This is a genomic window from Streptomyces sp. NBC_00353 (genome assembly GCF_036108815.1).
Taxonomy (GTDB): Bacteria; Actinomycetota; Actinomycetes; order Streptomycetales; family Streptomycetaceae; genus Streptomyces.
Genome location: NZ_CP107985.1, coordinates 9,411,822 through 9,438,639 on the forward strand (window position 1 = coordinate 9,411,822; position 26,818 = coordinate 9,438,639).

A 26,818-nucleotide genomic window follows, 5' to 3' on the forward strand; every position below is an offset into this window, starting at 1 on the left:
GGTCGGCGACCTGTGTGTTGTTCAGTGGCCGATGCTGTCCAGTTCGGCCACATCCTCGTCGGAGAGGGAGAGCCCGGCGCCTGCGATGTTCTCGCGCAGGTGGGCGGTGGACGAGGTACCGGGGATGAGCACGAGGTTCGGCGAGCGCTGCATCAGCCAGGCGAGCGCCACCGACATCGGCGTCGCCTCCAGCCGGCTCGCGACCTGCGAGAGGGCCTCGGACTGTAGCGGCGTGAAGCCTCCCAGGGGGAAGAACGGCACGTAGGCGATGCCGTCGCCGGCGAGGTGGTCTACGAGGTCGTCGTCGTGGCGGTGGGCAAGGTTGTACATGTTCTGCACGCACACGATCGGGGCGATGCCGCGTGCCTCGGCGACCTGCTCCGAGGTGACGTTGCTGACGCCGAGGTGGCGGATGAGACCCTCTCGCTGGAGGTCGACGAGCGTCTCGAATGCTTTGGTGATCGAGCCGGGCTGGGGGCCCTCAGCGTCGCCCATGCTCATGTTGACCAGGTCGAGGGCCTCGACTCCGAGGGATTCGGGGTTCTCGTGGACCTGCTTGCGCAGGTCTTCAGGGCGCCGGGCCGCGGGCCAGCCGCCCTGTGCGTCGCGGGTTGCGCCCACCTTGGTGGCGATCAACAGCGAGTCCGGGTACGGGTGTAGCGCTTCGCGGATCAGCTCATTCGTGATGCGCGGTCCGTAGGCGTCGCTGGTGTCGATGTGAGTGATCCCGAGGCTGACTGCCTCGCGTAGGACGGCCAGGGCGCCGTCGTGGTCGGCGGGCGGCCCCATGACCCACGGGCCGGCGAGCTGCATCGCGCCGTAGCCGAACCGGGTGACGGTCGAGTCACCCAGCGTCCAGGTTCCGCCGGGAAGAGGTGTGGAGGACGTGTCCGTCGCAGTGCTTTTCGCTTCTTGTCAGGGGTGGTGTCTCCGGCCCCCTTGCACCAGTGTCGGAGGCCTACTTCCTTTCGGGAAGTAGGCACCCAAAAGTGCGTAACCAACCCAAGGGTGAGAGGCGAGATCAGTGACGACGACGCCCACCTGGGCGTTGCCGGAGCCGGCGAAGCTGCCAGGCCGGCCGGCGGGCATCCGCAGTGGTGGCCGCCCGCTTCCATCGTGCAGTTGAGGTACTCCACAACGTCGTCGTCGGACGCCTTCACCGGGACATGGCCCGGACGCCGCAAGGATGCGGCCAGTGCGCGCGCCGATTCGTAGCTCTCCGGCACACGCGACCCGGGCCCGGACCCTGGCGGGAGATCGCGCTGGGCGGCTGGGGAATGGCTGGGGCATGGACCTCAACGAACTCCAGCGCCGCGCCCTGCGCATTCATGACCTCTACGACGAGCTGAACCTGAGGGAACGCGGGCGGGTGTGGACACGGGAGGAGTTCATTAGTCGCATGACAGCACGCCCGCAGCGTGATGTCTAGGAGGAGGATTCACAACGTTGAAAGGCGCCTGGACGAAGAGGCTGCAGCCACACGAGAGCGAGCGATGGGTTAGCCGCCGTGTGCTGGAAGCGTATGCCGTGTCGCAGGCAGGCGGCGAGTCTGAGGATCAGTCAGCGGTGGTCGGGCTGGCCGATCTTGGTGGGGCGGGTGGTGGCCGCCTGGATGACGCAGTCCTCGTCGTTATCGCCACCCACATCGACCGGCTGCGCTCCCATGAACCTCATGGGCCGGTGCGGTGGCGCTTCGGTTGCAGCCAGTGGCAGCCGATCAGCGCCGCTCTCACCAGCATGGGAAAGGAAGACGAGTGCGACGTGAGCAGGGAGCGGTGCCGTCAGGAGCGCGAGGCCGCCCGTGCTCTGGGGCAGCAGGGGCGCGAGGAACCGGCGCGGCTGGGCGGGGGCCCTGTGGTCCTGGGGCGGCCGGGGGGTGTGGCGGGTCAGGAATGCGGGCGCCGGCGGGTTCCCGCCTTGTTCGTATTCGGAGTGTGGAGCTCTGAGCTGCTCGGGTTCCGATGGGTCTTGTGGGGTACGCGGCGATTACAGCTTGTTCGATGAAGTGGAGGAGTCATGGCGGAGAAAACGGAGGGGCAGCAGTCCTGTAAGGCGTGTGGCACGCCTGCGGGGGAGGGGGAGTTGTGTGAGAACTGTGGGAAGGTGCTGGAGTTGTCGGATCGGCGTGGAGTGGTTGAGGACGAGGGGGCCGCTGCGCGGCGCATTTTTGAAGGCAGGGACGGCTAGGCGGTACAAGTGCCAGCAAAGGCACGTGTGCTGACTGGCCGTCACTCAGGAGAGTGACCACAGCCCCTCATCAGGCCGGATGCACCCTGCATGGCAGGGGTGTCCGTGTAAGGAGTTCCTGTGACCACCTATGTCATCACTGTTCCCGGTACGTTCGTCCACGGCGTCACCGATGCCTCACGCACCGCTATGGAACGCAGGCTGCGCCCTCGGGATCCGAAGAACACCGACCTGGGGGAGAGTGAGGAGTTGAACCTTCTGACAGTCGGTGAGGGAAGTACGTTTTCCGTCAGGATCGAAGTCGAGGCCGACAGTCGGGCGGGCGCCGAGGCGTTGGCAGTACGTCTGGTTTCCAGCGCGCTGAGGGATAGCGGCTTCTCACAGGACGATGCCCCGCTGGGGCCGGCCGCCGTGACGGGCATCGACCGCGAATTCTGACCACAGACACCAGGGGTTGATGGTCTGCGGGGTCTTGTCGGCGGTATTTCGGCTGTGCGATGTCAGTCACGCGTGTGGCCGAGCGTTGTAGTTGGCCCGTCCGGCTGACTGCTCGTTTCGGAATGCCGTTCTACGGAGATGTCGGAAGCCCACGTGGAGCAATCGTTTCGAGCGTGGACGGGGGAGGCAGTATGGGGTCGGGCTTCTGCTGCGGGAGGGCCGCACGCGCCAACAGCGCGTGACCTTGTGATCGGTTACATCGATGCTCTCAACGCGGTTGGTGAGGCCATGAGGGTGGCGATCCCCCCGCTTGAACAGCCAGCGGACGTGCTCGGCCTGGTCCGTTCGCACCGGATCAGCCGGGACGGTGAGATCGGCACCTACTCCTACCGGGTCCACGGAGCAGGCTGCCTCTTCACCAGCCACAACGGCACCGAGATTGACGTGGACTTCGCGGCCGACGGGACCGAGATCTTCGACCTCTGGCGGCTGCGCTGCTACGGGCAGAGTTTGCCTCAGCCTCATAACCCCACGGATCAGGACCTGCGGTCCGCAGTGGAGTCGCTGAAGCCCCTGCTGGCCGACGTGCGCCCGGGGTGGTTCAGCGTGGCCGAATCCAAGGCTTCAAGCATGAGACCGGCGTGTCGGGTGGCTGTCGGCGGCCCTGACGAGCAGAGTCCGCGGGGTGTCCGATGAGCTTGTGTCCGATGACCTCTGGGAGCGCATAGCCCCGCTGCTGCCGAAGCCACCCGAGCGCAGGTACCGGCGCGCTGGTCGGCTCCGGGTGCCTGACCGCGTGGCGCCGGCCGGAATCGTCTACGCCCTCCGCAAGGGTGTTGCCTGGAGAGACGTCCGTCCGGGGCGGCCCCCGGCGATACCACTTCGTGCCTGGCCCCGGGCAACCGGACACTCAACTGCCCACCGGGACCCGGCCCGTCACACCACCCCTACCCCTGTGACGGATAGCATCACGTGTCCCCGCCCTCCACCCATGCCCATGGAGTTCCCCATGAACCGCACCCCTGGCCTCCCCCTCTCCCGCCGCGGCCTCATACGCACTGGCGCCGGCGCCTCGCTCGCCGCGCTCGGGCTCGGCGTCGGCGCGCAGACCGCCTCCGCCGCGGTGGCCACCACCAAGCGGTTCGATCTGACGCAGCCGTCGTACGACCTGTTCCGGTCCAAGGACACGCACGGTGCGCGGGTCCAGCAGAGCTTCGCCTTCGACTGGGTGAACAAGTTCCTGTTCGTGGCAACCAAGCGGACTGACAGCGCCGAGTCCGCCGGTGACCTGTGCATCAACAAGATGGACTTCGACGGGAATTACATCTCGTACATGCACCTCAATGGCTTCGGCCACGGCGTCGCCTTCGCCGCGCTGCCGAGCGGTTCCGGCACCGACCTGTGGATCGAGTGCGCCGCGAACGACAACGGGTACGGCACCGCGCTCACTCCCATTCGTTACACCGCCAACACCACCCTGGGCTCGCCGGCTGCCTCGGCCGCCTACCGGCCGATCTCCGGGGCCACCGAGTACACCTGCTCCGTCGACCCGGTCTACCAGCGCATGATCGTGCGCTACAACACCAGCGCCGGCAAGCGCATCGCCGTGTACCCCCTCTCCGCCTTCCAGACGGGCAGCTTCGGGTCGCCGCTGGTCGACTTCCAGCAGCCGACGATCTCCGGCACTCCGCAGGGCTACACGCTCTACGGCTCGTACATGTACTACCTGACGGGTGACGCGTACCCCGGCGACGGCACCCCCACCGGCGACGGCAACTCCTACGTCACCAGCATCGACATCAACACGGGCACCGTGGAGCAGGGCCCCGTCCTCACCAAGGCCGGCTCCACCCTCCAATACCGCGAGCCCGAGGGCCTGGCGATCTACCGCACCGACGCCGGCGAGGCCCGCCTCTTCATCGGCTTCGCCACCGGCGTGGAAGGCGATCGGCGCTCCAGCATCTTCTACAAGAACGCGCTGGTCTGAGCAGTGTCCGCCCGGCGGCCGGTGGCCGGCCGCCGGGCACCAACCTCCGGTCAGACGTCCCGGGCGACCGGCAGTCGTCCGAATATCTCCGTCGCGGCACCCGACGACACGGGACCCGACAACCCCCTTTGCTCCTCACGGTGGCGCGGACCCGACGTGACGGGGCAGAGCGCGAACGAGGGGCGGTCGAAGCACCCGGGATTCGTCCCCGACAACCGTGAACGACGGCTGTGACCAGTAGACCGCCGACCGTCACCGCTCGACCCCCACCGTCCACCCTGGGTCTCGGCCGAAACCATCTTCACCAACAACGGCGCCGTGTCCCGCACCTTCTGGCTGGGCGACGTACTCGACCACGACGGAGCAGGCCAGCGCAGCGGGGTAGCCGAACACAGCACCATCACCGCATCCGCCCCTGCGGACTTCACCCCGGCTCAACCGTGGATCGGCATGACCGGTTCGGAGGCCCAGACGTACGGCCTGCTCTACAACGAGCCCGGCTTCACCACCTGTGCCACCGGTATCTGGGTGATGAGCCAGCCACCCTGATCAGTGCCTTGGGCCTGAAGCAACGGCCGGCACGCAGGATGGGCGGGGCCGTGGGAGCGCGGTCCCGCCCCTCCGCCAGAATGCCAGTACCGCAGCGATCTCATCGACGGATGCCTAGCCACAACCGGCCTCACCCTGACGACACCACGCCCGGAAAGCCAGTAGCCCGCAGGGCACGCGGACGCCGTGCCCTGCGTTCCGCTGAACCTCTGCGTGCGTGCCGCGAGCGATCGTTCGTCACCGGGAGACTCCGGCGCGGCTCGACGGTTTCGCGGGGAATCGCGTGCGGCCTCTGGACAACGACGCCCCCCTGCGGCCACGATGATGGCGACTCCATACGGTATGCAATCTACAGTGTGTGGTTGTGCAGGCGTGATGACTGCCGTCGTCGCGCAGGATGTGCGCGTGGGGGCCGGACCCCCACGCGACCGTGTTCCTCTCTAGCCCGAACCCGACGACATGACGCATCAGCGAGGTGAGGACGGCCATGGCAAAGGCACTGGAAGGCATCCGAGTTGTGGACATGACGCACGTGCAGTCCGGGCCTTCCGCTACCCAGCTTCTCGCGTGGCTCGGCGCGGACGTCATCAAGGTGGAGGCGCCGACCGGCGACATCACGCGCAAGCAGCTGCGCGACCTCCCGGACGTCGACTCCCTGTACTTCACGATGCTCAACTGCAACAAGCGGAGCATTACTCTCAACACGAAGACGGAGCGCGGCAAGGAGCTGCTGACCGAGCTGATCCGGCGCTCCGATGTGATGGTCGAGAATTTCGGGCCTGGCGCCGTCGATCGGATGGGGTTCACCTGGGAGCGCATTCAGGAGATCAACCCGAAAATCGTCTATGCCTCCATCAAGGGCTTCGGCGAAGGGCCGTACACCAACTTCAAGGCGTACGAGGTCGTCGCGCAGGCCATGGGCGGGGCGATGGCAACCACCGGGTTCGAGGACGGGCCGCCGCTCGCCACCGGCGCGCAGATCGGCGACTCGGGGACCGGCATCCATGCTGTCGCCGGCATCCTGGCTGCCCTCTTCCAGCGTGAGAACACCGGGCGTGGGCAGCGCGTGAACGTGGCCATGCAGCACGCCGTGCTCAATCTGTGCCGGGTGAAACTGCGGGATCAACAGCGGCTCGCGCACGGTCCGTTGGCCGAGTATCCGAACGAGGACTTCGGGGACGAGGTGCCACGCTCCGGAAACGCCTCCGGCGGCGGGCAGCCCGGATGGGCGGTGAGGTGCGCTCCCGGCGGGCCCAACGACTACGTGTACGTGATCGTGCAGCCGGTCGGCTGGCGGCCGCTGAGCGAGCTGATCGGGCGGCCCGAGCTGGCAGATGACCCCGAGTGGGCGACCCCGGAGGTGCGGCTCCCGAAACTCGGCAAGATGTTCCAGCTCATCGAGGAGTGGACCTCGACGCTCCCCAAGTGGGACGTCCTGCAGAAGCTCAACGCCCACAACATCCCGTGCGGCCCGATCCTCTCCACCAAGGAGATCATCGAGGACGCCTCGCTCGTCGCCAACGAGATGGTCGTCGAGGTGTCGCACCCGCAGCGCGGCTCGTTCGCCACCGTCGGATCCCCGCTCAAGCTCTCCGATTCCCCCGTCGACATCATCAGCTCGCCGCTGCTCGGCGAGCACAACGAAGAGGTCTTTGTCGGGGAACTCGGCCTCGGTTACGAGGAATTGGCCCTGTTGCGGACCGGCGGGGTGATCTGATGCCGCTCGGACCGGCCGACGGCGTGTTCGTGCGTACGTGCTGTCGCCACGGCCGCCGTCATGGCCACGCCGGTCGGCGTCGGTCGCGCGCTGCGCACCGCGTTGTGACCCGGATCCACGGGCATCCGCACTGCACCGCCCGTACTGCCCGCATGACCTCAGACTGAGGCATCGGCCCTCATCGTGCCCGCGGCGGCGGACCCCGTCCGCCGCCGCGGCGCGGGTGCGAGGCCGGACGGTGTGTTCTCAGGCGCCCCCTGGCACCGTCCGGCCCGCCCACCCGGCGTCATCGCACCTCACACCGGCACAGTGGAACTCAACGAGAAGCCATGAGTGTCAGCGTGAATGCCGTCGACGACCCGTCGCACGATCGCACGAGCATGTGGTGCCCACCATCCGCGAGGTCGTCAACTTCCTTGGACTGCACGGCAATGAGACATCGGCATGCCCAGGGGCGCGGTGCGCCCTGCGCCCGTCCACAGCAACGTGCAGAGCGACCGTGCCACCGTGATGCCGCGGCCCCTCTCGAACGCGCTCGGCACGGAGATCGGCTTCACGCCGCCGAGCCTGCGCGGTCTCGACCCCGTGGAAGCGATCCGGTCCCTGCGCAAGGGGGCCCAAAGGCCCCTTCGGGGGTGCGGGCATCTTGGTCCGAGCGGCCGAGGGCAGCGAGGTGCCTGAACAGGCCCTGCGGCGCACCCGCATGGCGGCCCGTCCCTCCATGACGGCCGGCGGGTCATCCACGGGGCGTGTGGCACGACGGGGTGGAACGCCGGGCTTGCGCGCTCCGGCTCGTCGACCGTCCGACGCCGCGCGGGTCGACGGCCGCGTACTGCCCGGAGCCCCCTGCGCTGATGCCGCTGGGCGGCGTCGCCGACCTGAGCAACACCCCAACGCCCCAAAGGAGATCGTGGTCCGATGGGAGCCCGCCGCGGTCCGACGTGGCGTACGCGGACCTCCGCGTCACATCCGGGCGAGAAAGACGGAGTACGGCCCCTAGACAGAGTGGCGACCCGTCTACAGAATACGGTCTACTCCATATCGTATGCAAAGCCTCTGCGTGTGGAGTGGATCACTGTTCCCGTCGTCGTGGAGGGGGTCGCACATGTGGTGACGCGAAGTCAGGACTCGTGAGCGCACGCGCGCTCCGGGCCGGGCCAGGGTGCAGGGAACCCGGCCGGTCGTGGGGTGAGTCGCGGGGCGGGCTGGTCCTGACGGCACATGAGAACCGGACAGGGGGCGCTGACCAGGGTTCTGCGACGTAGGGGAAATGGCATGACGACAACTGACATCTCGTCACACATTCCGTACAGAGAGGTGACGGACCGCAACGGCCGCGTGTACCGGCTCGGTGAGACCGACCGGGACATCATGCGGAGACCGCGCTGGACCATGGTGCTCCTGCCGTGGATCGGCATGATGGGCATCAGCTCGTCGGAGTACGCGTTCACCTCCGCCGAGGAGACGCTGCACGACGCGCACTTGTGGGCCAGTGGTCACATCTTCTGGCTGATGGGGGTCTGGATCTTCTTCCAGGCAGCCGTGGCCTTCCCGGCCGGGCAGCTCCGCGAGAGCGGGAGGCTGCCGGCCAGGAGCGCGATGATGCTCGGAGCGCTGGGCACCCTGCTCGGCTATCTCTCGCTGGCGTACGCACCGCATGTCATCGTCGCCTACTTCGGCTTCGGTATGTTCAGCGGCATCGGCGCCGGGCTCGTCTACGCGACCTGTGTGAACATGGTCGGCAAGTGGTACCCGGAGCGCAAGGGCGGCAAGACCGGCATGGTCAACGGCGGTTTCGCCTACGGCTCGGTGCCGTTCGTGTTCCTGTTCACCTCGTACATGGATCTGTCCAACTACCAGGGTGTACTGGTCTCCGTCGGGGTCATCTGCTGTGCGGCCGTCGCGGTCGCCGGCTGGTTCTTCAAGGACCCGCCGAAGAACTGGTGGCCCCATCACGTCGACCCGCTGAAGGTCTCGGACGACCCGCGGATCGTGCGGTCGCTGGCGAAGAACCCGCCGGCGGTCAAGCAGTACACCCCGCGTGAGGCGGCCCGGACCCCGGTGCTGTGGATGATGTGGTTCTGCCTCCTCTGCACGGCGGGCATCAACATCTTCGGTATCGCCATGCAGGTGCCGTTCGGCAAGGAGATGGGGTTCGCCGGCGGCATCGTGGCCACGGCCATGTCGCTCAAGGCGATCGTGAACGGGACCGGCCGGGGTGTCATCGGCTGGATCTCCGACCGGTACGGACGCCGCAACACGCTGATCATCGTCTGTCTGGTCCTGGGATCCGCGCAGTTCGGGGTCTTCTTCTCCGGCGACATCGGCTCGATGCCGTTCTTCCTGTTCTGCTCGATGGTCTCCGGCTTCGGTGGCGGCGCCATCTTCCCGCTGTTCGCGGCGATGACCGCGGACTACTTCGGTGAGAACAACAACGCCTCGAACTACGGGATGGTCTACAGCTCGAAGCTGATCTCCGGCCTGGTCGGTTCCGGCGTCGGAGCCCTCGTGGTCGGTGCCTGGGGCTACGGCGGTGCCTTCGCCCTGGCAGGCAGCATCGGGCTCGCCTCCGCGGTACTTGCGGTGTTCCTGCGGGCACCGGGCCGGTCGAACCAGGGGGGCGTCCGCTCGGCCACGGGCGCGGCTGCGAGGGAGGCGCTCTGAGTAGGAGGTTCGGTCCCGCCGCGCGCGGGGCAGAGCCGGGGTGTCCCCGCGCGGCGCCCCCCGTACCGGTCCGACCGCGTTCCTGACGACCACTTCTGGTTTTCCTGCTGTCGCCCCGGCTCGCCGGGGCGACAGCATTCTGCCCGGCTCCGTTCTGCCCGAGCATCGACGCTGAGAGGCGACCGACCATGTTGACATCGACACCTTCCGGTGCACGCCCGTCCACCGGTTCCCCTGGCCAGGAATCGGTCATCGACTCCCTGGTGCGGGCCAACCGGGCCTACGCCGACGCGTTTCGCGACCCCGGAATGGATGCCCGTCCCGTCCTCGGAGTGGCCGTCGTGGCCTGTATGGACGCCCGAATCGACCTGCACGCCGCGCTCGGACTCGAACTGGGGGACTGCCACACCATCCGCAATGCCGGTGGAGTGGTCACCGACGACACCATCCGCTCCCTCACCATCAGCCAGCGCGCCCTGAACACCCGAAGCATCGTCCTCATCCACCACACGGGGTGCGGCCTGCAGACACTGACCGAGGAGTTCCGGTACGAGCTGGAGCGGGAGGTCGGGCAGCGGCCGGCCTGGGCGGTGGAGTCGTTCCAGGACGTCGACCAGGACGTACGGCAGTCGATGCGGCGAGTACATACGTCGCCGTTCCTGCCGCATACCGACGACGTGAGGGGCTTCGTCTTCGATGTGGCGTCGGGGCTGTTGAGGGAGATCTCGGACCTCGACTGAGAGTCCTTGCATCCACGCGACTTTGCGTCGTTCGAGGGGGAGTCGGGTGGCCGGGGCCGTCCGATACGTAGCGCTGCGGGGAACAATGGCATACTGTATGCAATGCAAGCGTGCCTCGCCGATCCGCGATCCGCGGCCGAGGCCATCGGGACCGCCCGCCCGGGGCGGATCGGACATCGCACCTGAGGGGGCGCCCCGTGTCGTATCCCAGCGCACTGCATGACGTTCTGGACCACGTCATCGCTCCGGCCGGCGAACTGGCCTACCAGGAAGGGAAGTTCCCGCGCGCGGCGGTCACGGCGCTCGGCCGGGCCGGGCTCCTCGGGCTGACCTGCTCGGCCGAACCCACCGGTGGCGGCGCCGACTTGGCGCGAGCCGCCGAGGTGGTCGCCCGGGTCATGCCCGTGTGCCCGGCCACGGCCGCGGTGCTCCAGTCCCACTACGCGGCGGCCGCGGTGGTCGAGGCGTACGGCGGCCGGTGGCTGCGGGGTGAGGTCGCGGCCGGCCGCCACCTGTGCACCCTCGCGGTGGTGGAGGACGGCGCCGGGGGAGCGGTGCGCTCGACCGCGCGGCGTACCGGAGGCGTGGTGGCGCTGCGGGCCCGCAAGCGTGATGTGGTAGCCGCAGGTGAGGCGGACAGTTATGTCTGGTCGTCTGTCGCCCCGGACGGTGGCCTGACGCTCTGGGGCGTGCCGGCCCATGCTCCCGGCCTGTTTGTTCCGGCGCGCGCCACCGGGGCACCGCTTGCCAGCGCCACGTCCACGGTGGTCGCCGACCCGGTGCGCATCCCGGCCGAGGCGATGCTGGGGGCGGACGGCGAGGGTTTCAAGATTCTGCTCGGCGCCGTGCTGCCGTGGCTGCTCGAGCTGTGCGCCGTCGTCGGGTCCGACGCGGTGCACCCCTCGCTGGGCGCGCTGGCGCGATCCGCTTCCGGGACCGCGCGCTCCGGCGACGGTCAGGCGTTCGCGGCCTCCGCCGCGATGGCTTTGCGGTAGGTGCGGGTGCGTTCGGTGTGCTTGCGCATGATCTCGCCGGCCCGCTCGGGGTCGCCCTTTGCGATGGCCTCGATGAGGCGGGCGTGTTCGTTCCAGGAGCCCTTGGAGCGGGAGTTGGCGATCGGGGTGTAGTACCAGCGCACCTTGCGCCCCACCTGTGTGATCAGCTCGGCGAGCACGTCGTTGCCGCCCACGGATGTGATGTAGGTGTGCAGGGCCGTGTTCGCGGCGACCAGGCGGTCGGTCGTGCTCTCCGCCAGTGCCTCCAAGCCCTCTTGCTGGAGCTGCCACAGGTGCTCGATGTGCTCGGGCTTGGCGTGGCGCGCCGCCAGTTGTGCGGAGTAGGTCTCCAACACCGTACGGACGTCGAGGAGTTGGGTCGCCTCCTCCTGTGTGGGGGTGTGCACGAACGCGCCCTGAGCGGGCCTGAGGTCGACCCAGCCGTCCCTGTGCAGACGCTGGAGCGCCTCGCGCACGGGCTGCCTGCTGACCCCCAGTTGCTCGGCGAGATCCGATTCGACCAGATGCTGGCCCGATTTCAGGGTGCCGCTGATGATCAGCTCTGCCAGGGCATCGGACACCGCCTGGCGCAGCGGCGCCGGGCGGGCGACGCGTCGGGCGGAGTCAGCCGTCAGGCCTTGGCGCATGGTTCTCCTGTTCCGCCCCCGAGCTCACCGAGTCGGTGGCTGTCCCGGCCGTTACCCCCGGGCGGACCGCGCGGCGGTCCATTCAGGATACAGGTTTTCGTATGCAGTGTGGTGTCCCGTGACGGCCTTGCGTGATGTCCCACCGGAGCGGAGGGTGGCCGCGCATTGGATCAACGCGGCTCGCCAACAGCGGAGTTGACCGTCCTTCGAAGCGGATCGGCAGGCAACTCCATGTGGGATTCTGTATGCAAAAAGCTTGTATGCATCAGGGTTGCATGCTTCGCTAGGACTGTTTCGCCCCTTGCGCCGTGCGCGCGAGGGGAGGTCGAGGTGCCCCTGTGAACGCGAACCGTGGTGCTCGGACCGGACCCCCAGGTGCCCGTGCCCGTACCCCTTCCACGGCCCTGACGAAAGGCCGCACGACCATGAAGATCCGGACCAGTGATCCGACGGTGGAGCAGGTGGTGAGGAAGATCGCCGCCGCCCATCGCGAGCAGCGTGGCGCTCTGTTGCCGATCCTCCACGCCGTGCAGGCCGAACTGGGGCATGTACCCAAGGAGGCCGTACCGGTGCTCGCCGACGAGCTCAACCTCTCGCGGGCCGACGTACACGGAGTGGTGAGCTTCTACCACGACTTCCGCGACGAGCCCGCGGGCCACCGTACCGTCCGCATCTGCCGCGCCGAGGCCTGCCAGGCCCAGGGTGCGGGGTATCTCGTGGAGTACGTACGGCAGATGGGGCTCACCATGGGCCGGACCGCCGAGGACGGTTCGGTCACCGTCGAGCAGGTCTTCTGCCTCGGCAACTGCGCCCTCGGCCCCGCCGTCGAGGTGGACGGACGTCTGCACGGCCGGGTGGACACGGAGCGGCTCGGCGCGCTGCTCCACGGAACCGACCAGACGCGGCGCGACGGCGTCGGCGCCACGCCCGACGAAAGTGAGGCACCCCGGTCATGACCCAGCATCCCGCACAGCCCCATGTGCGGATCTACGTCCCCCGCGACTCGGCAGCCCGGTCCGTGGGCGCCGACGAGGTGGCCGCCACAATCCAACAGGCCGCCGACAGTGCCGACGTGGCCATCGAACTCGTACGCACCGGATCGCGCGGCATGCTCTGGCTCGAACCGCTCGTCGAGGTCGCCACCGAGCACGGGCGTATCGGCTACGGTCCGGTGACCCCCGACGACGTTCCCGCACTGCTCGCCGCCGGCCTGCTGGAAGGCGACGAGCACCCTCTGCGCCTCGGCCCGGTCGATGAACTGCCGTGGCTGGCCCGGCAGAACCGGGTCACCTTCGCGCGCGTCGGCGTCATCGATCCGCTCGACGCCGACGACTATCTGCGCCACGGCGGTCTCACAGGGCTGCGGACCGCGCTGAAGCTCACGCCCGCCGACGTGGTCGCCGAGGTGACCGACTCGGGCCTGCGTGGGCGCGGCGGGGCGGGCTTCCCCGCAGGCATCAAATGGAAGACCGTCCTCGACTGCCCGGGCGAGCTGAAGTTCATCTGCTGCAACGCCGACGAGGGCGACAGTGGAACCTTCGCCGACCGCATGCTCATGGAGGGCGACCCGTTCCTGCTCATCGAGGGCATGACGATCGCCGCGCACGCCGTCGGCGCCCGCGAGGGCTACCTCTATATCCGCTCCGAGTACCCGGACGCGGTCGCCACGATGCGCGCCGCCATCGACATCGCCCGCGAGCGCGGCTGGCTCGGCACCTCGGTCCTCGGCACGCCGCTCGACTTCGATCTGCATGTGCGGGTTGGCGCGGGCGCGTACATCTGCGGCGAGGAGACCTCCATGCTGGAGAGCCTGGAGGGCAAGCGCGGCATGGTCCGCGCGAAGCCGCCGATCCCTGCGATCGAGGGCCTGTTCGGCAAGCCGACCGTCGTCAACAACGTCCTGACGCTTGGCACCGTCCCCGTCGTCCTCGCCCAGGGCGCCAAGGCGTACCAGGAGCTCGGTGTGGAGCGCTCCCGCGGCACCCAGGTGTTCCAGCTCGGCGGAAACATCGCCCGCGGCGGCATCGTCGAGACCGCCTTCGGTATCACGTTGCGCGAACTCATCGAGGAGTACGGCGGCGGCACGCGGTCGGGCCGGCCGGTGCGCACCGCGCAGGTCGGCGGGCCGCTCGGCGCCTACCTTCCGCCCTCCTCGTTCGACCTGCCGATGGACTACGAGGCGTTCGCCGCGGCCGGAGCGATGGTCGGACACGGCGGCATCGTGGTCTTCGACGACACCGTCGACATGGCCGCCCAGGCGCGCTTCGCCATGGAGTTCTGCGCGGCCGAGTCCTGCGGCAAGTGCACCCCGTGCCGGGTCGGTTCAGTGCGCGGCGTCGAGGTGATCGACAAGATCGTGGCGGGGGAGCAGAGGGACGAGAACCTGGCACTCCTCGACGACCTGTGCGAACTGATGACCGAGGGCTCGCTGTGCGCGATGGGCGGACTGACTCCGCTGCCCGTGCGCAGCGCCCTTGCTCACTTCGCGGACGACTTCCTCGGCGAAGTCGCCGCCGACACGAGGACGAAGGGCACGGCATGACACTGCTCAAGGAACCCGATCACGGCACCCCGGAGCGACCGGGGGAGGCCACGGTGGCGCTCGAGGTGGACGGCATACCGGTGAGCGTGCCGGAGGGCACCTCGGTGATGCGTGCCGCCTCGCTCGCCGGCGTCGACATCCCCAAACTGTGTGCCACCGACTCCCTGGAGGCCTTCGGCTCCTGCCGACTGTGCGTGGTCGAGATCGACGGCCGGCGCGGCACACCCGCCTCCTGCACCACCCCGTGCGCCGACGGTATGCAGGTGCGCACCCAGACACCCAAGGTGGAGAAACTGCGCCAGGGCGTCATGGAGCTCTACATCTCCGACCACCCGTTGGACTGTCTGACCTGCCCCGCCAACGGCGACTGCGAATTGCAGGACATGGCGGGCGTCGTCGGACTGCGCCAGGTTCGCTACGGCTACGAGGGGGAGAATCACCTCGACGCCGAGAAGGACACCAGCAACCCCTACTTCGACTTCGACGCGTCCAAGTGCATCGCCTGTTCCCGCTGCGTCCGCGCCTGCGGCGAGATCCAGGGCACATTCGCCCTGACCATCGAGGGACGCGGCTTCGACTCCAAGGTGGCGGCGGGCGCGGGGGAGTCCTTCATGGACTCCGAGTGCGTCTCCTGCGGAGCCTGCGTGCAGGCATGCCCCACGTCCACGCTCCAGGAGAAGTCGGTCGTCGACCTCGGCATGCCCACCCGCTCGGTCCTCACCACCTGTGCGTACTGCGGCGTCGGCTGCTCCTTCAAGGCCGAACTGCGCGGCGACGAACTCGTCCGCATGGTGCCGTACAAGGACGGCGGCGCCAACGAGGGCCACGCGTGCGTCAAGGGCCGCTTCGCCTTCGGCTACGCCACGCACCCCGACCGCGTCCTCAAGCCCATGGTGCGCGAGAAGATCACGGACCCGTGGCGAGAGGTCGAGTGGGACGAGGCCATCGCCACCGTCGCGCGCCGGATGCGGGCTCTGCAGGACACGTACGGGACGGGCGCGGTCGGCGCGATCACCTCTTCGCGGTGCACGAACGAGGAGGTGTACGTCGTCCAGAAGATGGTCCGCGCCGCGTTCGGCAACAACAACGTCGACACCTGTGCTCGCGTCTGCCACTCGCCCACCGGATACGGGCTCAAGCAGACCTTCGGTGAATCCGCGGGCACCCAGGACTTCCGCTCGGTCGCCGAGGCCGACGTCATCATGGTGATCGGCGCCAACCCCACAGACGGACACCCGGTGTTCGCCTCCCGGATGAAGCGCCGGCTGCGCGAGGGCGCCCGCCTCATCGTGATCGACCCGCGCCGCATCGACCTCGTACGCTCGCCGCACATCGAGGCCGACCACCATCTGCAACTGCGACCGAGCACCAACGTGGCCGTGGTCAACGCCATGGCGCACGTGGTGGTCACCGAGGCGCTCGTCGACCGGAGCTTCGTGGCCGAGCGATGCGAGGGCTACGAGGAATGGGCCGCGTTCGTGGCCCGCCCCGAGAACAGCCCCGAGGCCGTCGAGCCGGTCACCGGGGTCCCGGCCGACGAACTGCGCGCGGCCGCCCGGCTGTACGCGGGCGCACCCAACGGGGCGATCTACTACGGTCTGGGCGTCACCGAGCACAGCCAGGGCTCGACCATGGTCATGGGGATGGCCAACCTTGCGATGGCGTGCGGGAACATCGGCCGCGACGGCGTGGGCGTCAATCCGCTGCGCGGCCAGAACAACGTCCAGGGCTCCTGCGACATGGGCTCCTTCCCGCACGAACTGCCCGGCTACCGGCATGTCTCCGACGACGCGGTGCGCACCGTTTTCGAGGACCTGTGGGGCACCGCCCTGCTGCCTGAGCCTGGGCTCCGCATCCCCAACATGTTCGACGCGGCCATCGACGGCTCCTTCCGCGGCCTGTTCGTCCACGGCGAGGACATCGCGCAGTCCGACCCGAACCTGAAGCATGTCACCGCGGCCCTGGAGGCGATGGAACTCGTCGTCGTCCAGGACCTGTTCCTCAACGAGACCGCCAAGTTCGCGCATGTGTTCCTGCCCGGGGCGTCGTTCCTGGAGAAGGACGGCACCTTCACCAACGCGGAGCGCCGGATCAACCGGGTGCGCGCGGTGATGGCGCCGAAGGCAGGCAAGCACGAGTGGCAGATCGTCACCGAGATCGCCACCGCCATGGGGTATCCGATGGCGTACGACCACCCGAGCCAGATCATGGACGAGATCGCCGCGGTCACCCCGACCTTCGAGGGCGTCTCCTTTGCGCTGCTCGACAAGCTGGGCAGCGTCCAGTGGCCGTGCAACGCCGAGGCGCCCGATGGCACACCCATCATGCACATCGACGAATTCGTCCGCGGCAAGGGCAAGTTCGTCGTGACCTCGTACGTACCGACCAACGAGCGCTCCACCCGCCGCTTCCCGCTGGTGCTCACCACCGGGCGCATCCTCAGCCAGTACAACGTCGGGGCACAGACGCGCCGCACAGGCAACGTCGCCTGGCACCCCGAGGACGTACTGGAACTGCACCCGCACGACGCGGAGGACCGCGGGATCACCGACGGTGACCTGGTCACCCTGGCCAGCCGGGTCGGCCGCACCACGCTGCGCGCCCTGGTCTCCGACCGGATGCCGACCGGAGTCGTCTACACGACCTTCCACCACCCGGTCACCGGGGCCAACGTGGTGACCACGGAGAACTCCGACTGGGCGACCAACTGCCCGGAGTACAAGGTGACGGCCGTCCAGGTCGCCCTGGCGCCGCCGGGGCACGAAGGGGCCACGGCGGCCGCCAAGGCCCCCGTGGGCGCCCTGACGGCGGGAGACTGACAAACATGGCCACCACTGAGCCGTCCGAGTGCCGCATGGCCAATGACATCGCCGTGAACCTCGCCCATCTGCCCACGGCGCAGGCGGCCACCGAACTGGCCGGACACATCGGCAGGTTCTGGGACCCACGGATGCGCACTAGGCTGCGCGCGCTGGTGGACTCCGACGCGGCCGGCGTGCACCCGCTGGTCGTCGAGGCGGTGAAGCTGCTGCGCTGAAGGTGAAGTTGAGGGTACGGCCCGCTGCGGTGTGACGCAGCGGGCCATGTCTCGTGCAGCCCCGCGGGGAGAGCCCCCGCGGGGTCCTTCGGCATGCCCGGAACCGGCCGACCCGTCCACTGCGCCGCGTAACTGCACTGCTCCCAAAGGTAGTTGGGTAATGCACTGGTCAAGCTTCATGCCGCCCCACTGGACACACGATTTCAGCACTCCATACCGTATGCAATCACCGATCAGGCTCCCTGCGCCGTGATCGGCAGGTCAGTTGTCTGCCATACCTCGCCGCGGCCCCGAACCCGCCGCGCCGAGGCCGAACCACCAGGTCACCGCCTGCACGCCGGCGGACTCCGGGATGCCGCCCCGGACCCGTGACGCGCCGACGGCGTACCCCCTACCCGCGCCCGGCAGGAGTCCGGGCGCGCACCGTGGAGGGGAGTCGCTTTCACCCACCGCACGAAGAGCAAGGCCCCAGGGGGCGCACGCCAAGCTCTTTTTCAGGCAAGGGAAGGCACACATGTCAGAAACACCGCAGGCGACTTCCTCCTCGTACCGAGAGGTCGCAGATGCCAACGGACGCGTCTACCGCGTCGGGGAGAGTGACCGCTCCATCCTGGGCAGGCCTCGGGCGTGGATGGTCTGGCTCCCGTGGATCGCGATGATGGGCGTCAGCGTTTACGAGTACGGCTACAGTTCGGCGGAGTCGACCCTCGAGCACGCCCATGGCTGGACCCTCACCGAGGCCTTCTGGATCGCCAGTATCTGGGCGGTCTTCCAGGCGGGCATCGCCTTCCCCGCGGGCAGGCTCCGGGAGACCGGAAAGCTCTCCGCCAAAACGGGGATGCTCCTCGGAGCGGTACTGTCCGGGCTCGGCTTCCTCTCCATCGCCCACGTGTCGAACCCGATCGTGGTGATACTCGGCTACTCGGTGCTCGGTGGCGCCGGCTCCGGACTTGTCTACGCGACCTGTATCAACATGGTCGGCAAGTGGTATCCGGACAACAAGGGCGCGCGGACCGGCTTTGTCAACGGTGGATTCGCCTACGGCACACTGCCGTTGATCTTCGTCTTCAGCTACTGGTTCCATGCCGACAACTACCGGTTGGTCCTCGACCTCATCGCCCTGGGCATGGTCCTCCTCGTCGGCAGCTGCGGCTTCTTCTTCCGCGACCCGCCCAAGAGCTGGTGGCCGCACGACGTGGACCCGCTCAACCGTGGCGGCGGCGAGGACGCCGCACGTGTGGCGCGCAGGCTGCGCAAAAACCCGCCGGCCAAGGGGCAGTTCACCCCGATGCAGGCGATCAGGACCGGGCAGCTGCCGCTGATGTGGTTCGCCCTGGTCTGCATCGGCGGCGTCTCGCTCTTCGGCATCAACTTTCAGGTCCCCTTCGCCAAGAGCCTCGGCTTCGGGCCGCTGATCGCCGCCTCGTCAGCGGGTGTGCTCGCCGTGGTCAACGGGGTGGGCCGGGCCGCCGTGGGCTGGCTGTCGGACACCCTGGGCCGCCGGCAGACCCTGACGCTGGTCCTCGTGATCGCGGGCGTCGCACAGTTCGGCGTGCTGTGGTCGGGGCAGGCCCACAACGAACCGCTGTTCCTTGTTTTCGCCTTCGTCAACGGCTTCGGCGGCGGCGCCTTCTACCCGCTGTTCGCGGCACTGGTCCCGGACTACTTCGGGGAGAACAACAACGCCACCAACTACGGCCTCGTCTACAGCGCCAAGCTGGTCGGCGGTGTCGGCGGCGGTGGCTTGGCCGCCTCGGTGATCAGCGCCTGGGGCTATTCGGGCGGCTACTACCTGGCAGGCGGCATCGCCTTCCTGTCGGCTCTGATCACCCTGCTGCTGCGCCAGCCCGGCCGACCCGAGGACCAGGAGCGGCCCGCCGAGCAGGCCGTCGCCGACAGCCGGGGGCTGACCAGCGCGGCGAACTGAGCGAACGCCCGGGCGCACCTTCGCGCCCGGGCCCGCAGACCGTGCGCGGGTGCGAACAGAGCGTTGGGCGGCGGCGGCAGTCGTCCGGCGGGGCGCCCGTGGCACAGGCTGGGCCGGACGGTGGGGTGCGCTCCCTGCTCCGTCCGGCCCCGGCCCTTTGAGAGATTTCCATCGTGATTTCCGTTGGTCAGCAAGGCTGGCGTGATGTTCCGGTGGGGTGCTCATGCTGGTCGGGGTGAAGCTCGCACGACGTCGGCTGCCAGGTCCGGCTCCCGCTGCCGAAGCGGACCATCGATCTCGTTGCCGGTCCGATACGCCGTCGCCGTATTCAGATCCGCTCCCGTTGGCGCAAGGCCGCCCCCGGCGACCAGGCGCTCATCGTGCTCGCCGTGCTCCGTCCTGACCAGCGCCTGGCCGACATGGCCGGCGGTAACGATGTCTCCGCCTCCACCGTGCGCCACTGGGTGCAGGAAGTCGTCGAACTCCTCGCCACGTGTTCGCCACGGCTGGACCGGGCAGTGAAGAAGGTCGCCCGTTCCGGCGGGGTGATGGTCCTGCTGGACTGCACCCTGATCCGCACCCGACGCCGCACCGGCAAGGACAACCGGAAGAACTACTCCGGCAAGAGCAAGGCTCATGGCCTGCCTCTGACCGACGCCACGGGCACGATGACGGACGATCTCGCACCCACGATCTCACCCCCCGATCAGCACGAGCACCCCCGGCCCGGTACGTCAGGAGACGTGCGCCCGCCAGACGGAGAGGTCGCCCTCGTCCGCGTCCTCGAAGCCGACCGCGACCGGTTCGTCGCCGTCCGCCGACAGGTGGACGGTGCACTGCGTCACCTTGCCACCGGGCGGGACCATGCCACCAGACCCGTCGGACGGGCAGCCGGCGATTTTCAGTCCGTCGAGGACGAGGGCCGGCGCGCCTCCGATCTGCTGGCCGCCCTCGGTGAGCACCCGGACGCTGCTCGCCTGGCGGGGGTAGAGGTCGGTCTTCCCGGGATTGCGGTAAGAGATCGTCACGTAGTACGGGGTGCGGTGCCGCTGGTCGTCGTCGAGTTCGAGACCGGCGAGGTCGGCCGGGCTGCCCTTGCGCACGGACTTCAGCGTGGCGGGCAGTTCGAGAACGCCCCCCTGCTCCTTGCCGGCGTCCCATCGGACGGCGATCGTGTCGCCCTGGGCCGCCATCCCCTTCGAGGCCGTGGCGAGGCCGCCGTCGACCGGCCAGGAGGTGACCTGGTCGGCCGGGCTGATGAGCCCGCCCCCGAAAGTGTGCGTCACGGACATCACACCGACGCCCTTCGACATCATGTACGTCCCACAGGAGGTGTACGAGTCGCCGGGCGCCAGCGCGTCCGGCGCGGAGTCCTCACAGGGCGCCGAGGCGTTCGCGGTGCCGAATCCGCCGGATGCGGTGACCTGCGTTCCGGGCACCAAGTCGGTGCCGATCAGGGCGACGTTGCGGAAGACCTCGTAGGCGTAGGGGATCTTCTTCTTGCCGGCGTTGGTGACCTCGTAGGTGAGGTAGTGGGGGATTTTCCCCTTCAGGTCGCCGTCCACGCGCACGCCGTCGAGGTCGTCCTCCGAACCGCGGACCAGGCCCTTGACCGCGAGCTGGATCTCGTATGTCTTCCCGTCGATGGCGGCATGGACGACTTCCCGGGCGCCGGTCTTCACGGGCAGCTCCGTCCCGGAAGCCGGATCCCCCTTCGACTCCACCGAACCCTGTGCACCTGCGCACCCGACGAGCAGGGCTATCCCTGTCGCTCCCACGACAGTCATCTTGAAGTGCCTGATCAGGCGCACGGCTTCCCCTTGTCGCGCAATGTTCTGCAATCTCGTGTTGATTGGCACATGCTAAGTGATTGCTGTGCGCCGGTATGCAGCGGGAGCGATGGAAGGCAGCCGGGCCGCTCCACGCTGCAGTGCGGGGAGCGGCCCGGCCATCGGCACGGTGTTTCAGGTCAAACCCGGAGCCACCGGCTGACGGCGGCCGAGAAGGAAGCGAACCGCCTGGTCGGCCGCGAACGCTCCGCAGCCGAGCATGGCTTCGCGAACGTCAAGGCCTGGCGGATCTTCACCAAGCTCCGCATGAACGCCCGACATGCGACCACACTCCTGCGGGCCCTGCTCGTCCTGGCGAACACCGAAGTCCAACGATGACGGACGATCTCGCACAAACGATCTCACCCCCGATCAGCACGAGCACCTCACCGGAACATCACACCGGCCCTGCTGACCAGCGGAAATCACGATGGCGGTTCCTCATCGCTGTGTCAGGTGCCCCATTTCAGTCGCCGCGGTCACGCCCGGGCTCGGGGTGCCGCGGTCAGTTGTCGGCAGTAGAAGTCGGTGGTCGTCCGGGTGTGATGATGCATCAGTTCCTCGGCCCGGTCGGCATCGCCGGCCGCAATGCGGTCGATGATGTCGGCGTGCTCGTTCCACGCGTCCTTGCCGCGTGGCCGGGCGATGGGCATGTAGTACCAGCGCACCCGGCGGTCGACCTGCCGGATCAGCTCGGCGAGGATGGGGTTGCGCGCGAGCTCGGTGATGAAGCCGTGCAGCGCCGCGTTCGCCTCGACGATGCCGCGGGCGTCGTCCGCGGAGAGCGCAGCTATTCCGGCGGCCTGCAGTTCCCACAGGCGCGTGATGTCCGGACCGGTCGCGTACTGTGCGGCGCCCCGCGCCGAGTGGGTCTCCAGGACGGCGCGAACGCTGAGCAGCTGGGTGGCCTCCTCGACGGTCGGGCTGTGCACGAATGCGCCCTGCGCGGGGCGCAGTTCCACCCATCCGTCGGCCTGGAGGCGCAGGAGCGCTTCGCGCACCGGTTGGCGGCTCACGCCGAGGTCCTCGGCGAGTTCGGCCTCGATCAGATGCTGGCCCGGCTGGAGTACGCCCCCCACGATCAGCTCGATCAGGACGTCGTAGACGGCCTGGCGCAGGGGCGCGGGCCTGTTGACGGGTGTCGTCACGGTGGCTGGGAAAGTGCGTGGCTCGCGCATGGGCTCCCTGGTGGTGGCGGACTGCGGGGAGGTGCTGGTGATGGAGCGGGAGGGATCGCGTACAGCGTATAGGCTTCTGTATGCAATCTGTATCTGTCAGGCGGGTGCGGGCTGCTCCGCCGGCCGACGTCCGGAGCCCGCCGTCGGGTCGGGGTCACTCGCCGCCAGTTCACGCAGGATCGCTTCCACGCTCTCCTTGGCGTCGCCGAAGAGCATGCTGCTGTTCTCCCGGAAGAACAGCGGATTCTGCACACCTGCGTACCCGGAGGCCATGGACCGCTTGAATACGACTACGTGCTCCGCCTCCCACACCCGCAACACCGGCATCCCGGCGATGGGGCTGGTCGGATCGTCCATCGCCGACGGGTTGACTGTGTCGTTGGCGCCGATGACCAGGACCACCGAGGTGTCGGCGAAGTCGTCGTTGATCTCGTCCATCTCCAGGACGACGTCGTACGGTACGCGGGCCTCGGCAAGGAGTACGTTCATGTGCCCCGGCAGGCGCCCCGCCACGGGATGCACGCCGAAACGCACGGTCACGCCGCGCTCCCGCAGACGGCGCGTCAGCTCCGCCACCGGGTGCTGCGCCTGGGCGACCGCCATGCCGTACCCCGGGGTGATGATCACCTGCGTGGCGCCTGCCAGTGCGCTTGCCGTGTCCTCGGCGCTGATCTCCCTGTGCTCGCCCTGCTCCTGCTCGCCGCTGGGTGCGGCCTCGACACCGAAGCCACCCGCGATGACGGAGAGGAAGGACCGGTTCATCGCCCGGCACATGATGTACGACAGGTAGGCGCCGGAGGAGCCGACCAGCGCCCCGGTCACGATGAGCAGGTTGTTGTCCAGCAGGAAGCCGGCCGCTGCGGCGGCCCAGCCCGAGTAGCTGTTGAGCATCGAGACCACGACGGGCATGTCGCCGCCGCCGATGGAGGCGACCAGATGCCAGCCCAGGACGAGCGCGAGCACGGTGACGGCGATCATCAGAGCGAGGTTCGGGCTGACGGTGAACCAGACCGTCAGGGCCACGAACGCGGCCAGAGCGCCGACGTTGAGCAGGTTCTTCCCGGGCAGGGTCAGTGGCCGGGACTTGATGCGCGCCGACAGTTTGAGGAACGCGATCACGGAACCTGTGAAGGTGACCGCGCCGATGAAGATGCCGATGAACACCTCGGCGTGATGGATCCGCAGCAGCGACCCGGCCAGCTCGGTGGAGCCCGGGCGCTGTGCCTCGACCTCCAAGTAGCTGTTCCAGCCGATCAGTACGGCGGCCAGCCCGACGAGGCTGTGCAGCACGGCGATCAGTTCGGGCATCTGGGTCATCTCGACCCGGCGGGCCTGCCACAGGCCGATCGCGCCACCGATTGCGCCTGCGACGGCGATCAGCGCGATCGACTCACCGGAGACGGAGCGCCCTGCGACGACGACGGTGGCCACGAGTGCAAGCGCCATTCCCGCGACGCCGTAGGCCACCCCCGCCCGGGCGGTGTGGTGCTGGGAGAGCCCCGCCAGGCTGAAGACGAACAGCAGCGCGGCGACGATGTCGGCGGCCTGGGCCGCCGTGGATGCGTTCATCGAACTTCAGCCTTTCGAGAACATGCCGAGCATGCGACGGGTGACGGCAAACCCACCGAAGATGTTCACGGTGGTGAGCAGGATGGCCAGGAAAGCCAACACACTGATGGCCAGGGGCGGGTGGCCGATCTGGAGCAGCGCCCCGACCACCACGATCCCTGAGATCGCATTGGTCACCGACATCAGCGGGGTGTGCAGCGCGTGGTGGACCTTGCCGATCACGTAGTAGCCGATGACCACTGCGAGCGCGAACACCGTGAAGTTGGAGGCGAGTTGGGCGGGCGAGACGGCGATGAGCGCGAACAGGGCGAGCATCCCGAGCCCGATCAGCCCGTAGCGGCCCGCGGGTGACAGGCGCCGCGGCGGCGCCGGATCGACCGGTGTTGCCGGCGAGGCCGGGGCCTTCGCGGGCGCAGCCGAGACTGCGACGGGGGGCGGCGGCCACAGCGTCTCGCCGTCGCGCACCACGGTCACCGCCCGCTGTACGACGTCCTCGAGGTCGAGGGCCAGCTGCCCGTCCCGGCCCGGGGTGAGCAGCTTCAGCAGGTTCACCAGGTTCGTGCCGTACAGCTGTGAGGCCTGGGCGGGCAGGCGGCCCGCGAGGTCGGTGTAGCCGATGATGGTGACGCCGTTCTCGGTGACGATCGCCCGATCGCTCACCGTCCCTTCGACGTTCCCGCCTTGCGCCGCCGCCATGTCGACGATGACGCTGCCCGGTTTCATCGAGGCCACTTGATCGGCCGTGATGAGCCGGGGCGCCGGGCGCCCCGGGATCAGGGCCGTCGTGATGATGATGTCGACATCCCTGGCCTGCTCGGAGTAGATCTCGGCGGCGCGCAGGTCGTACGCCTCGGACGTGGCTCGCGCGTATCCGTCGCCCGCCGACTCCTGTTCGATCTCGATGGCCAGGAACTCCCCACCGAGTGAACGTACTTGGTCGGCGACCTCGCCGCGCGGGTCGGTTGCGCGGACCACCGCGCCGAGGCTCCCCGCGGCTCCGATGGCCGCGAGGCCGGCCACTCCGGCGCCGGCCACCAGCACCTTCGCGGGAGGCACTTTGCCCGCCGCAGTGACCTGTCCGGTGAAGAACCGTCCGAAGGCGTGGGCCGCCTCGATGACCGCCCGGTAGCCGGCGATATTGGCCATCGAACTGAGCACGTCCAGGGACTGGGCCCGTGAGATGCGGGGCACGGCGTCCATGGACAACGCGGTCAGCCGCCTGCTTGCGAGCCGGGTGAGGAGTTCGGCGTGTTGCGCGGGGGCGAGCAGGCCGACGATCGTCGCCCCGTCCCGCAGCCGTCGCACCTCGTCGTGGGACGGTGCGTTGACCTTGAGAACGACATCGGCGTGCCAGGCGTCGTCGAGGCACGCGCCCGCCTCGACGTACGACGCGTCGGAGAAGCCCGATGCGGTTCCGGCGCCGGTCTCGACGACGATTTCGTAGCCGAGCCCGATCAGGCGGCGGACGGTGTCCGGGGTGGCCGCCACTCTGGTCTCCCCGGAGGTCGACTCGGCGACGACGCCTATGCGTTGTGGTGGTGGCGCAGACATTGCTCTCCTTTTCTCAGGGGCCTTGCGGGTCCGTCGGTGCGCGGGGAGCGTCAGGAGCGGAGGAAGCGGGGCACCGGACAGGAGGCGCGCAGCATATTGTGTGCAGTTCGCTCGACGCCAGGGTGAATCCGGGCGGGTGGTCGGGGACATGGCGGCCGTATCGGTTCGGGTTGGAAGGGTATACACCGGACCCCCGAACTGCATACAGTATTCAATCACAATCACTCACCCTTCTTCCCGAGAGGAGATGCCGTGAAGATTGCTGTCCTCGGAGCCGGCGCGATCGGAGCCTTCGTAGGAGCGGCCCTGCACCGGGGTGGTGCCGATGTCCACCTGATCGCCCGCGGTCCGCACCTGCAGGCCATCCGCGAGCGCGGGGTCAGGGTCATCAGCCCGCGCGGCGACTTCGTCGCCCACCCGCACGCCACCGACGACCCCACCGAGATCGGACCCGTGGACTTCGTGTTCCTCGGGCTGAAGGCACACTCCTATCCGTCCAGCGGCCCGCTGATCGAACCGCTCCTCGGCGAGCACACTGCTGTCGTCGCCGGGCAGAACGGCATCCCGTGGTGGTACTTCCACCGGCTCGTCGGCCCCTACGAGGGTCGCCGGATCGAGGCGGTGGACCCAGGCGGCGCGACCAGCAAGGTCCTCGCGCCGGAGCGGGCCGTGGGCTGCGTGGTCTACCCCGCCACCGTCATCGAGGCCCCCGGCGTGATCCGCCACCTCGAAGGCACCCGCTTCTCCATCGGTGAACCCGGCGGCGGGATTTCGGCGCGGTGCAACGCGCTGAGCGAGGCGATGATCGCGGGTGGACTGAAGTGCCCCGTGGAGCCGAACCTGCGCGACGACATCTGGATCAAGCTGATGGGCAACGTCGCGTTCAACCCGATCAGCGCGCTCACCCGGGCCACGATGGTCGAGATCTGTCAACATCCGCCGACGCGACGCCTGGTGGCCCAGCTCATGGAGGAGACGCTGGACATCGCCGCCCGGGTCGGCAGCACGCCGGACATCTCCATCGAGAAACGGCTGCGGGGTGCGGAGGGGGTCGGCGACCACAAGACGTCGATGCTCCAGGACCTGGAGGCGGGCAAGCAGTTGGAACTCGACGCCATCGTGACCGCGGTGGTGGAGATCGCCGATATCACGGGTGCCGAGGCACCCAGGCTCCGAGCGGTGCACGCGGCCACGGACCTGCTGGCGCGCCGCACCGGCACAGGATGAGACCCGGCCCGGCTCCCGCAATGAGGCTGGGGGA

Annotated in this window: 21 protein-coding genes and 2 pseudogenes; 17 read left to right on the forward strand and 6 right to left on the reverse strand. The window is 68.6% G+C overall.

The annotated features are described in order from the left end of the window. Window positions 1–21: 21 nt before the first annotated feature. Window positions 22–888 (reverse strand): annotated as a pseudogene (locus OHA88_RS42345) (aldo/keto reductase family oxidoreductase); the annotation flags it as partial. A 400-nt stretch (window positions 889–1,288) separates the two neighbouring features. Here OHA88_RS42345 and OHA88_RS42350 point away from each other — a divergent pair. The 10 genes and pseudogenes from OHA88_RS42350 to OHA88_RS42400 all read left to right on the forward strand — a co-directional run bounded on the left by OHA88_RS42350 (window position 1,289) and on the right by OHA88_RS42400 (window position 11,277). Continuing rightward, window positions 1,289–1,429 carry a hypothetical protein gene (locus OHA88_RS42350; RefSeq protein WP_328629512.1) on the forward strand — a complete coding sequence of 47 codons (141 nt, stop codon included), beginning with the start codon at window positions 1,289–1,291 and terminating at the stop codon, window positions 1,427–1,429. An 878-nt stretch (window positions 1,430–2,307) separates the two neighbouring features. Continuing rightward, window positions 2,308–2,625, forward strand: a complete 318-nt coding sequence (locus tag OHA88_RS42355) for a hypothetical protein (protein WP_328629513.1) — start codon at window positions 2,308–2,310, stop codon at window positions 2,623–2,625. A gap of 138 nt (window positions 2,626–2,763) precedes the next feature. Continuing rightward, entirely contained in the window at window positions 2,764–3,321 is a 558-nt protein-coding gene (locus OHA88_RS42360) for a DUF6896 domain-containing protein (RefSeq protein WP_425901519.1), read from the forward strand. A 4-nt stretch (window positions 3,322–3,325) separates the two neighbouring features. Then, window positions 3,326–3,484: pseudogene (locus tag OHA88_RS42365) on the forward strand (transposase); the annotation flags it as partial. Between the two features lie 150 nt (window positions 3,485–3,634). Next, on the forward strand, window positions 3,635–4,612 hold the full coding sequence (locus OHA88_RS42370; RefSeq protein WP_328629515.1) for a phage baseplate protein: 978 nt from the start codon (window positions 3,635–3,637) through the stop codon (window positions 4,610–4,612). A gap of 318 nt (window positions 4,613–4,930) precedes the next feature. Next, entirely contained in the window at window positions 4,931–5,161 is a 231-nt protein-coding gene (locus tag OHA88_RS42375) for a hypothetical protein (protein ID WP_328629516.1), read from the forward strand. Window positions 5,162–5,648: 487 nt separating this feature from the next. Further along, entirely contained in the window at window positions 5,649–6,878 is a 1,230-nt protein-coding gene (frc, locus tag OHA88_RS42380) for a formyl-CoA transferase (RefSeq protein WP_328629517.1), read from the forward strand. A 1,275-nt stretch (window positions 6,879–8,153) separates the two neighbouring features. Further along, on the forward strand, window positions 8,154–9,542 hold the full coding sequence (locus tag OHA88_RS42390; protein ID WP_328629518.1) for an OFA family MFS transporter: 1,389 nt from the start codon (window positions 8,154–8,156) through the stop codon (window positions 9,540–9,542). Between the two features lie 188 nt (window positions 9,543–9,730). Continuing rightward, complete coding sequence (locus OHA88_RS42395; protein ID WP_267007405.1) at window positions 9,731–10,282, forward strand: beta-class carbonic anhydrase; 552 nt, start codon at window positions 9,731–9,733, stop codon at window positions 10,280–10,282. A gap of 197 nt (window positions 10,283–10,479) precedes the next feature. Further along, complete coding sequence (locus OHA88_RS42400) at window positions 10,480–11,277, forward strand: acyl-CoA dehydrogenase family protein (RefSeq protein ID WP_328629519.1); 798 nt, start codon at window positions 10,480–10,482, stop codon at window positions 11,275–11,277. On the opposite strand, the gene OHA88_RS42405 is transcribed toward OHA88_RS42400, so the two are convergent. Further along, window positions 11,238–11,924 carry a GntR family transcriptional regulator gene (locus OHA88_RS42405; RefSeq protein WP_328629520.1) on the reverse strand — a complete coding sequence of 229 codons (687 nt, stop codon included), beginning with the start codon at window positions 11,922–11,924 and terminating at the stop codon, window positions 11,238–11,240. The two genes, OHA88_RS42400 and OHA88_RS42405, sit on opposite strands and share 40 nt — an antisense overlap. 425 nt (window positions 11,925–12,349) lie before the next feature. Between OHA88_RS42405 and OHA88_RS42410 the strand changes: the two genes are divergently transcribed. The 5 genes from OHA88_RS42410 to OHA88_RS42430 all read left to right on the forward strand — a co-directional run bounded on the left by OHA88_RS42410 (window position 12,350) and on the right by OHA88_RS42430 (window position 19,430). Further along, window positions 12,350–12,880: a formate dehydrogenase subunit gamma gene (locus tag OHA88_RS42410; protein WP_328629521.1), complete on the forward strand. Its 531-nt coding sequence runs from the start codon at window positions 12,350–12,352 to the stop codon at window positions 12,878–12,880. Then, the gene (locus tag OHA88_RS42415; protein ID WP_328629522.1) at window positions 12,877–14,466 is read left to right on the forward strand and encodes a formate dehydrogenase beta subunit; all 1,590 of its coding nucleotides are present in this window, start codon (window positions 12,877–12,879) and stop codon (window positions 14,464–14,466) included. Before OHA88_RS42410 ends, OHA88_RS42415 begins: the two co-directional genes overlap by 4 nt. Next, complete coding sequence (gene fdhF / locus OHA88_RS42420; protein WP_328629523.1) at window positions 14,463–17,285, forward strand: formate dehydrogenase subunit alpha; 2,823 nt, start codon at window positions 14,463–14,465, stop codon at window positions 17,283–17,285. The genes OHA88_RS42415 and fdhF overlap by 4 nt, the downstream gene beginning before the upstream one ends. Before the next feature lie 5 nt (window positions 17,286–17,290). Continuing rightward, window positions 17,291–17,503, forward strand: a complete 213-nt coding sequence (locus OHA88_RS42425; RefSeq protein WP_328629524.1) for a formate dehydrogenase subunit delta — start codon at window positions 17,291–17,293, stop codon at window positions 17,501–17,503. Window positions 17,504–18,017: 514 nt separating this feature from the next. Beyond that, window positions 18,018–19,430 (forward strand): OFA family MFS transporter, encoded by a 1,413-nt coding sequence (locus tag OHA88_RS42430; RefSeq protein ID WP_328629525.1) that lies wholly within the window; start codon window positions 18,018–18,020, stop codon window positions 19,428–19,430. 734 nt (window positions 19,431–20,164) lie between these two features. Here the strand turns inward: OHA88_RS42430 and OHA88_RS42435 are convergent. Next, window positions 20,165–21,217, reverse strand: coding sequence for a hypothetical protein (locus OHA88_RS42435; protein WP_328629526.1), 1,053 nt, complete (start codon window positions 21,215–21,217; stop codon window positions 20,165–20,167). 6 nt (window positions 21,218–21,223) lie between these two features. Here OHA88_RS42435 and OHA88_RS42440 point away from each other — a divergent pair, with 6 nt between their 5' ends. Beyond that, entirely contained in the window at window positions 21,224–21,598 is a 375-nt protein-coding gene (locus OHA88_RS42440) for a transposase family protein (RefSeq protein WP_328629527.1), read from the forward strand. Between the two features lie 140 nt (window positions 21,599–21,738). On the opposite strand, the gene OHA88_RS42445 is transcribed toward OHA88_RS42440, so the two are convergent. From OHA88_RS42445 to OHA88_RS42455, 3 genes are all read right to left on the reverse strand, one after another. After that, the gene (locus OHA88_RS42445; protein WP_267007415.1) at window positions 21,739–22,437 is read right to left on the reverse strand and encodes a GntR family transcriptional regulator; all 699 of its coding nucleotides are present in this window, start codon (window positions 22,435–22,437) and stop codon (window positions 21,739–21,741) included. A 96-nt stretch (window positions 22,438–22,533) separates the two neighbouring features. Further along, a complete protein-coding gene (pntB, locus tag OHA88_RS42450; protein WP_328629528.1) occupies window positions 22,534–24,006 on the reverse strand; it encodes a Re/Si-specific NAD(P)(+) transhydrogenase subunit beta in 1,473 nt (490 codons plus the stop codon). A 6-nt stretch (window positions 24,007–24,012) separates the two neighbouring features. Continuing rightward, the gene (locus OHA88_RS42455) at window positions 24,013–25,557 is read right to left on the reverse strand and encodes a Re/Si-specific NAD(P)(+) transhydrogenase subunit alpha (RefSeq protein WP_328629529.1); all 1,545 of its coding nucleotides are present in this window, start codon (window positions 25,555–25,557) and stop codon (window positions 24,013–24,015) included. 252 nt (window positions 25,558–25,809) lie between these two features. Between OHA88_RS42455 and OHA88_RS42460 the strand changes: the two genes are divergently transcribed. Beyond that, window positions 25,810–26,784 carry a 2-dehydropantoate 2-reductase gene (locus tag OHA88_RS42460; RefSeq protein WP_328629530.1) on the forward strand — a complete coding sequence of 325 codons (975 nt, stop codon included), beginning with the start codon at window positions 25,810–25,812 and terminating at the stop codon, window positions 26,782–26,784. Window positions 26,785–26,818: the final 34 nt, after the last annotated feature.

Excerpts from the sequence above, each read along its gene's own strand:
- OHA88_RS42360 (WP_425901519.1), top strand. The coding sequence starts at position 2,764 with ATGTCGGAAGCCCACGTGGAGCAATCGTTTCGAGCGTGGACGGGGGAG.
- OHA88_RS42430 (WP_328629525.1), top strand. The coding sequence starts at position 18,018 with ATGTCAGAAACACCGCAGGCGACTTCCTCCTCGTACCGAGAGGTCGCA.
- OHA88_RS42390 (WP_328629518.1), top strand. The coding sequence starts at position 8,154 with ATGACGACAACTGACATCTCGTCACACATTCCGTACAGAGAGGTGACG.
- OHA88_RS42425 (WP_328629524.1), top strand. The coding sequence starts at position 17,291 with ATGGCCACCACTGAGCCGTCCGAGTGCCGCATGGCCAATGACATCGCC.
- OHA88_RS42395 (WP_267007405.1), top strand. The coding sequence starts at position 9,731 with ATGTTGACATCGACACCTTCCGGTGCACGCCCGTCCACCGGTTCCCCT.
- OHA88_RS42435 (WP_328629526.1), bottom strand. The coding sequence starts at position 21,217 with ATGACTGTCGTGGGAGCGACAGGGATAGCCCTGCTCGTCGGGTGCGCA.
- OHA88_RS42415 (WP_328629522.1), top strand. The coding sequence starts at position 12,877 with ATGACCCAGCATCCCGCACAGCCCCATGTGCGGATCTACGTCCCCCGC.
- OHA88_RS42370 (WP_328629515.1), top strand. The coding sequence starts at position 3,635 with ATGAACCGCACCCCTGGCCTCCCCCTCTCCCGCCGCGGCCTCATACGC.
- OHA88_RS42405 (WP_328629520.1), bottom strand. The coding sequence starts at position 11,924 with ATGCGCCAAGGCCTGACGGCTGACTCCGCCCGACGCGTCGCCCGCCCG.
- OHA88_RS42455 (WP_328629529.1), bottom strand. The coding sequence starts at position 25,557 with ATGTCTGCGCCACCACCACAACGCATAGGCGTCGTCGCCGAGTCGACC.
- OHA88_RS42445 (WP_267007415.1), bottom strand. The coding sequence starts at position 22,437 with ATGCGCGAGCCACGCACTTTCCCAGCCACCGTGACGACACCCGTCAAC.
- pntB (WP_328629528.1), bottom strand. The coding sequence starts at position 24,006 with ATGAACGCATCCACGGCGGCCCAGGCCGCCGACATCGTCGCCGCGCTG.
- OHA88_RS42350 (WP_328629512.1), top strand. The coding sequence starts at position 1,289 with ATGGACCTCAACGAACTCCAGCGCCGCGCCCTGCGCATTCATGACCTC.
- frc (WP_328629517.1), top strand. The coding sequence starts at position 5,649 with ATGGCAAAGGCACTGGAAGGCATCCGAGTTGTGGACATGACGCACGTG.
- OHA88_RS42410 (WP_328629521.1), top strand. The coding sequence starts at position 12,350 with ATGAAGATCCGGACCAGTGATCCGACGGTGGAGCAGGTGGTGAGGAAG.
- fdhF (WP_328629523.1), top strand. The coding sequence starts at position 14,463 with ATGACACTGCTCAAGGAACCCGATCACGGCACCCCGGAGCGACCGGGG.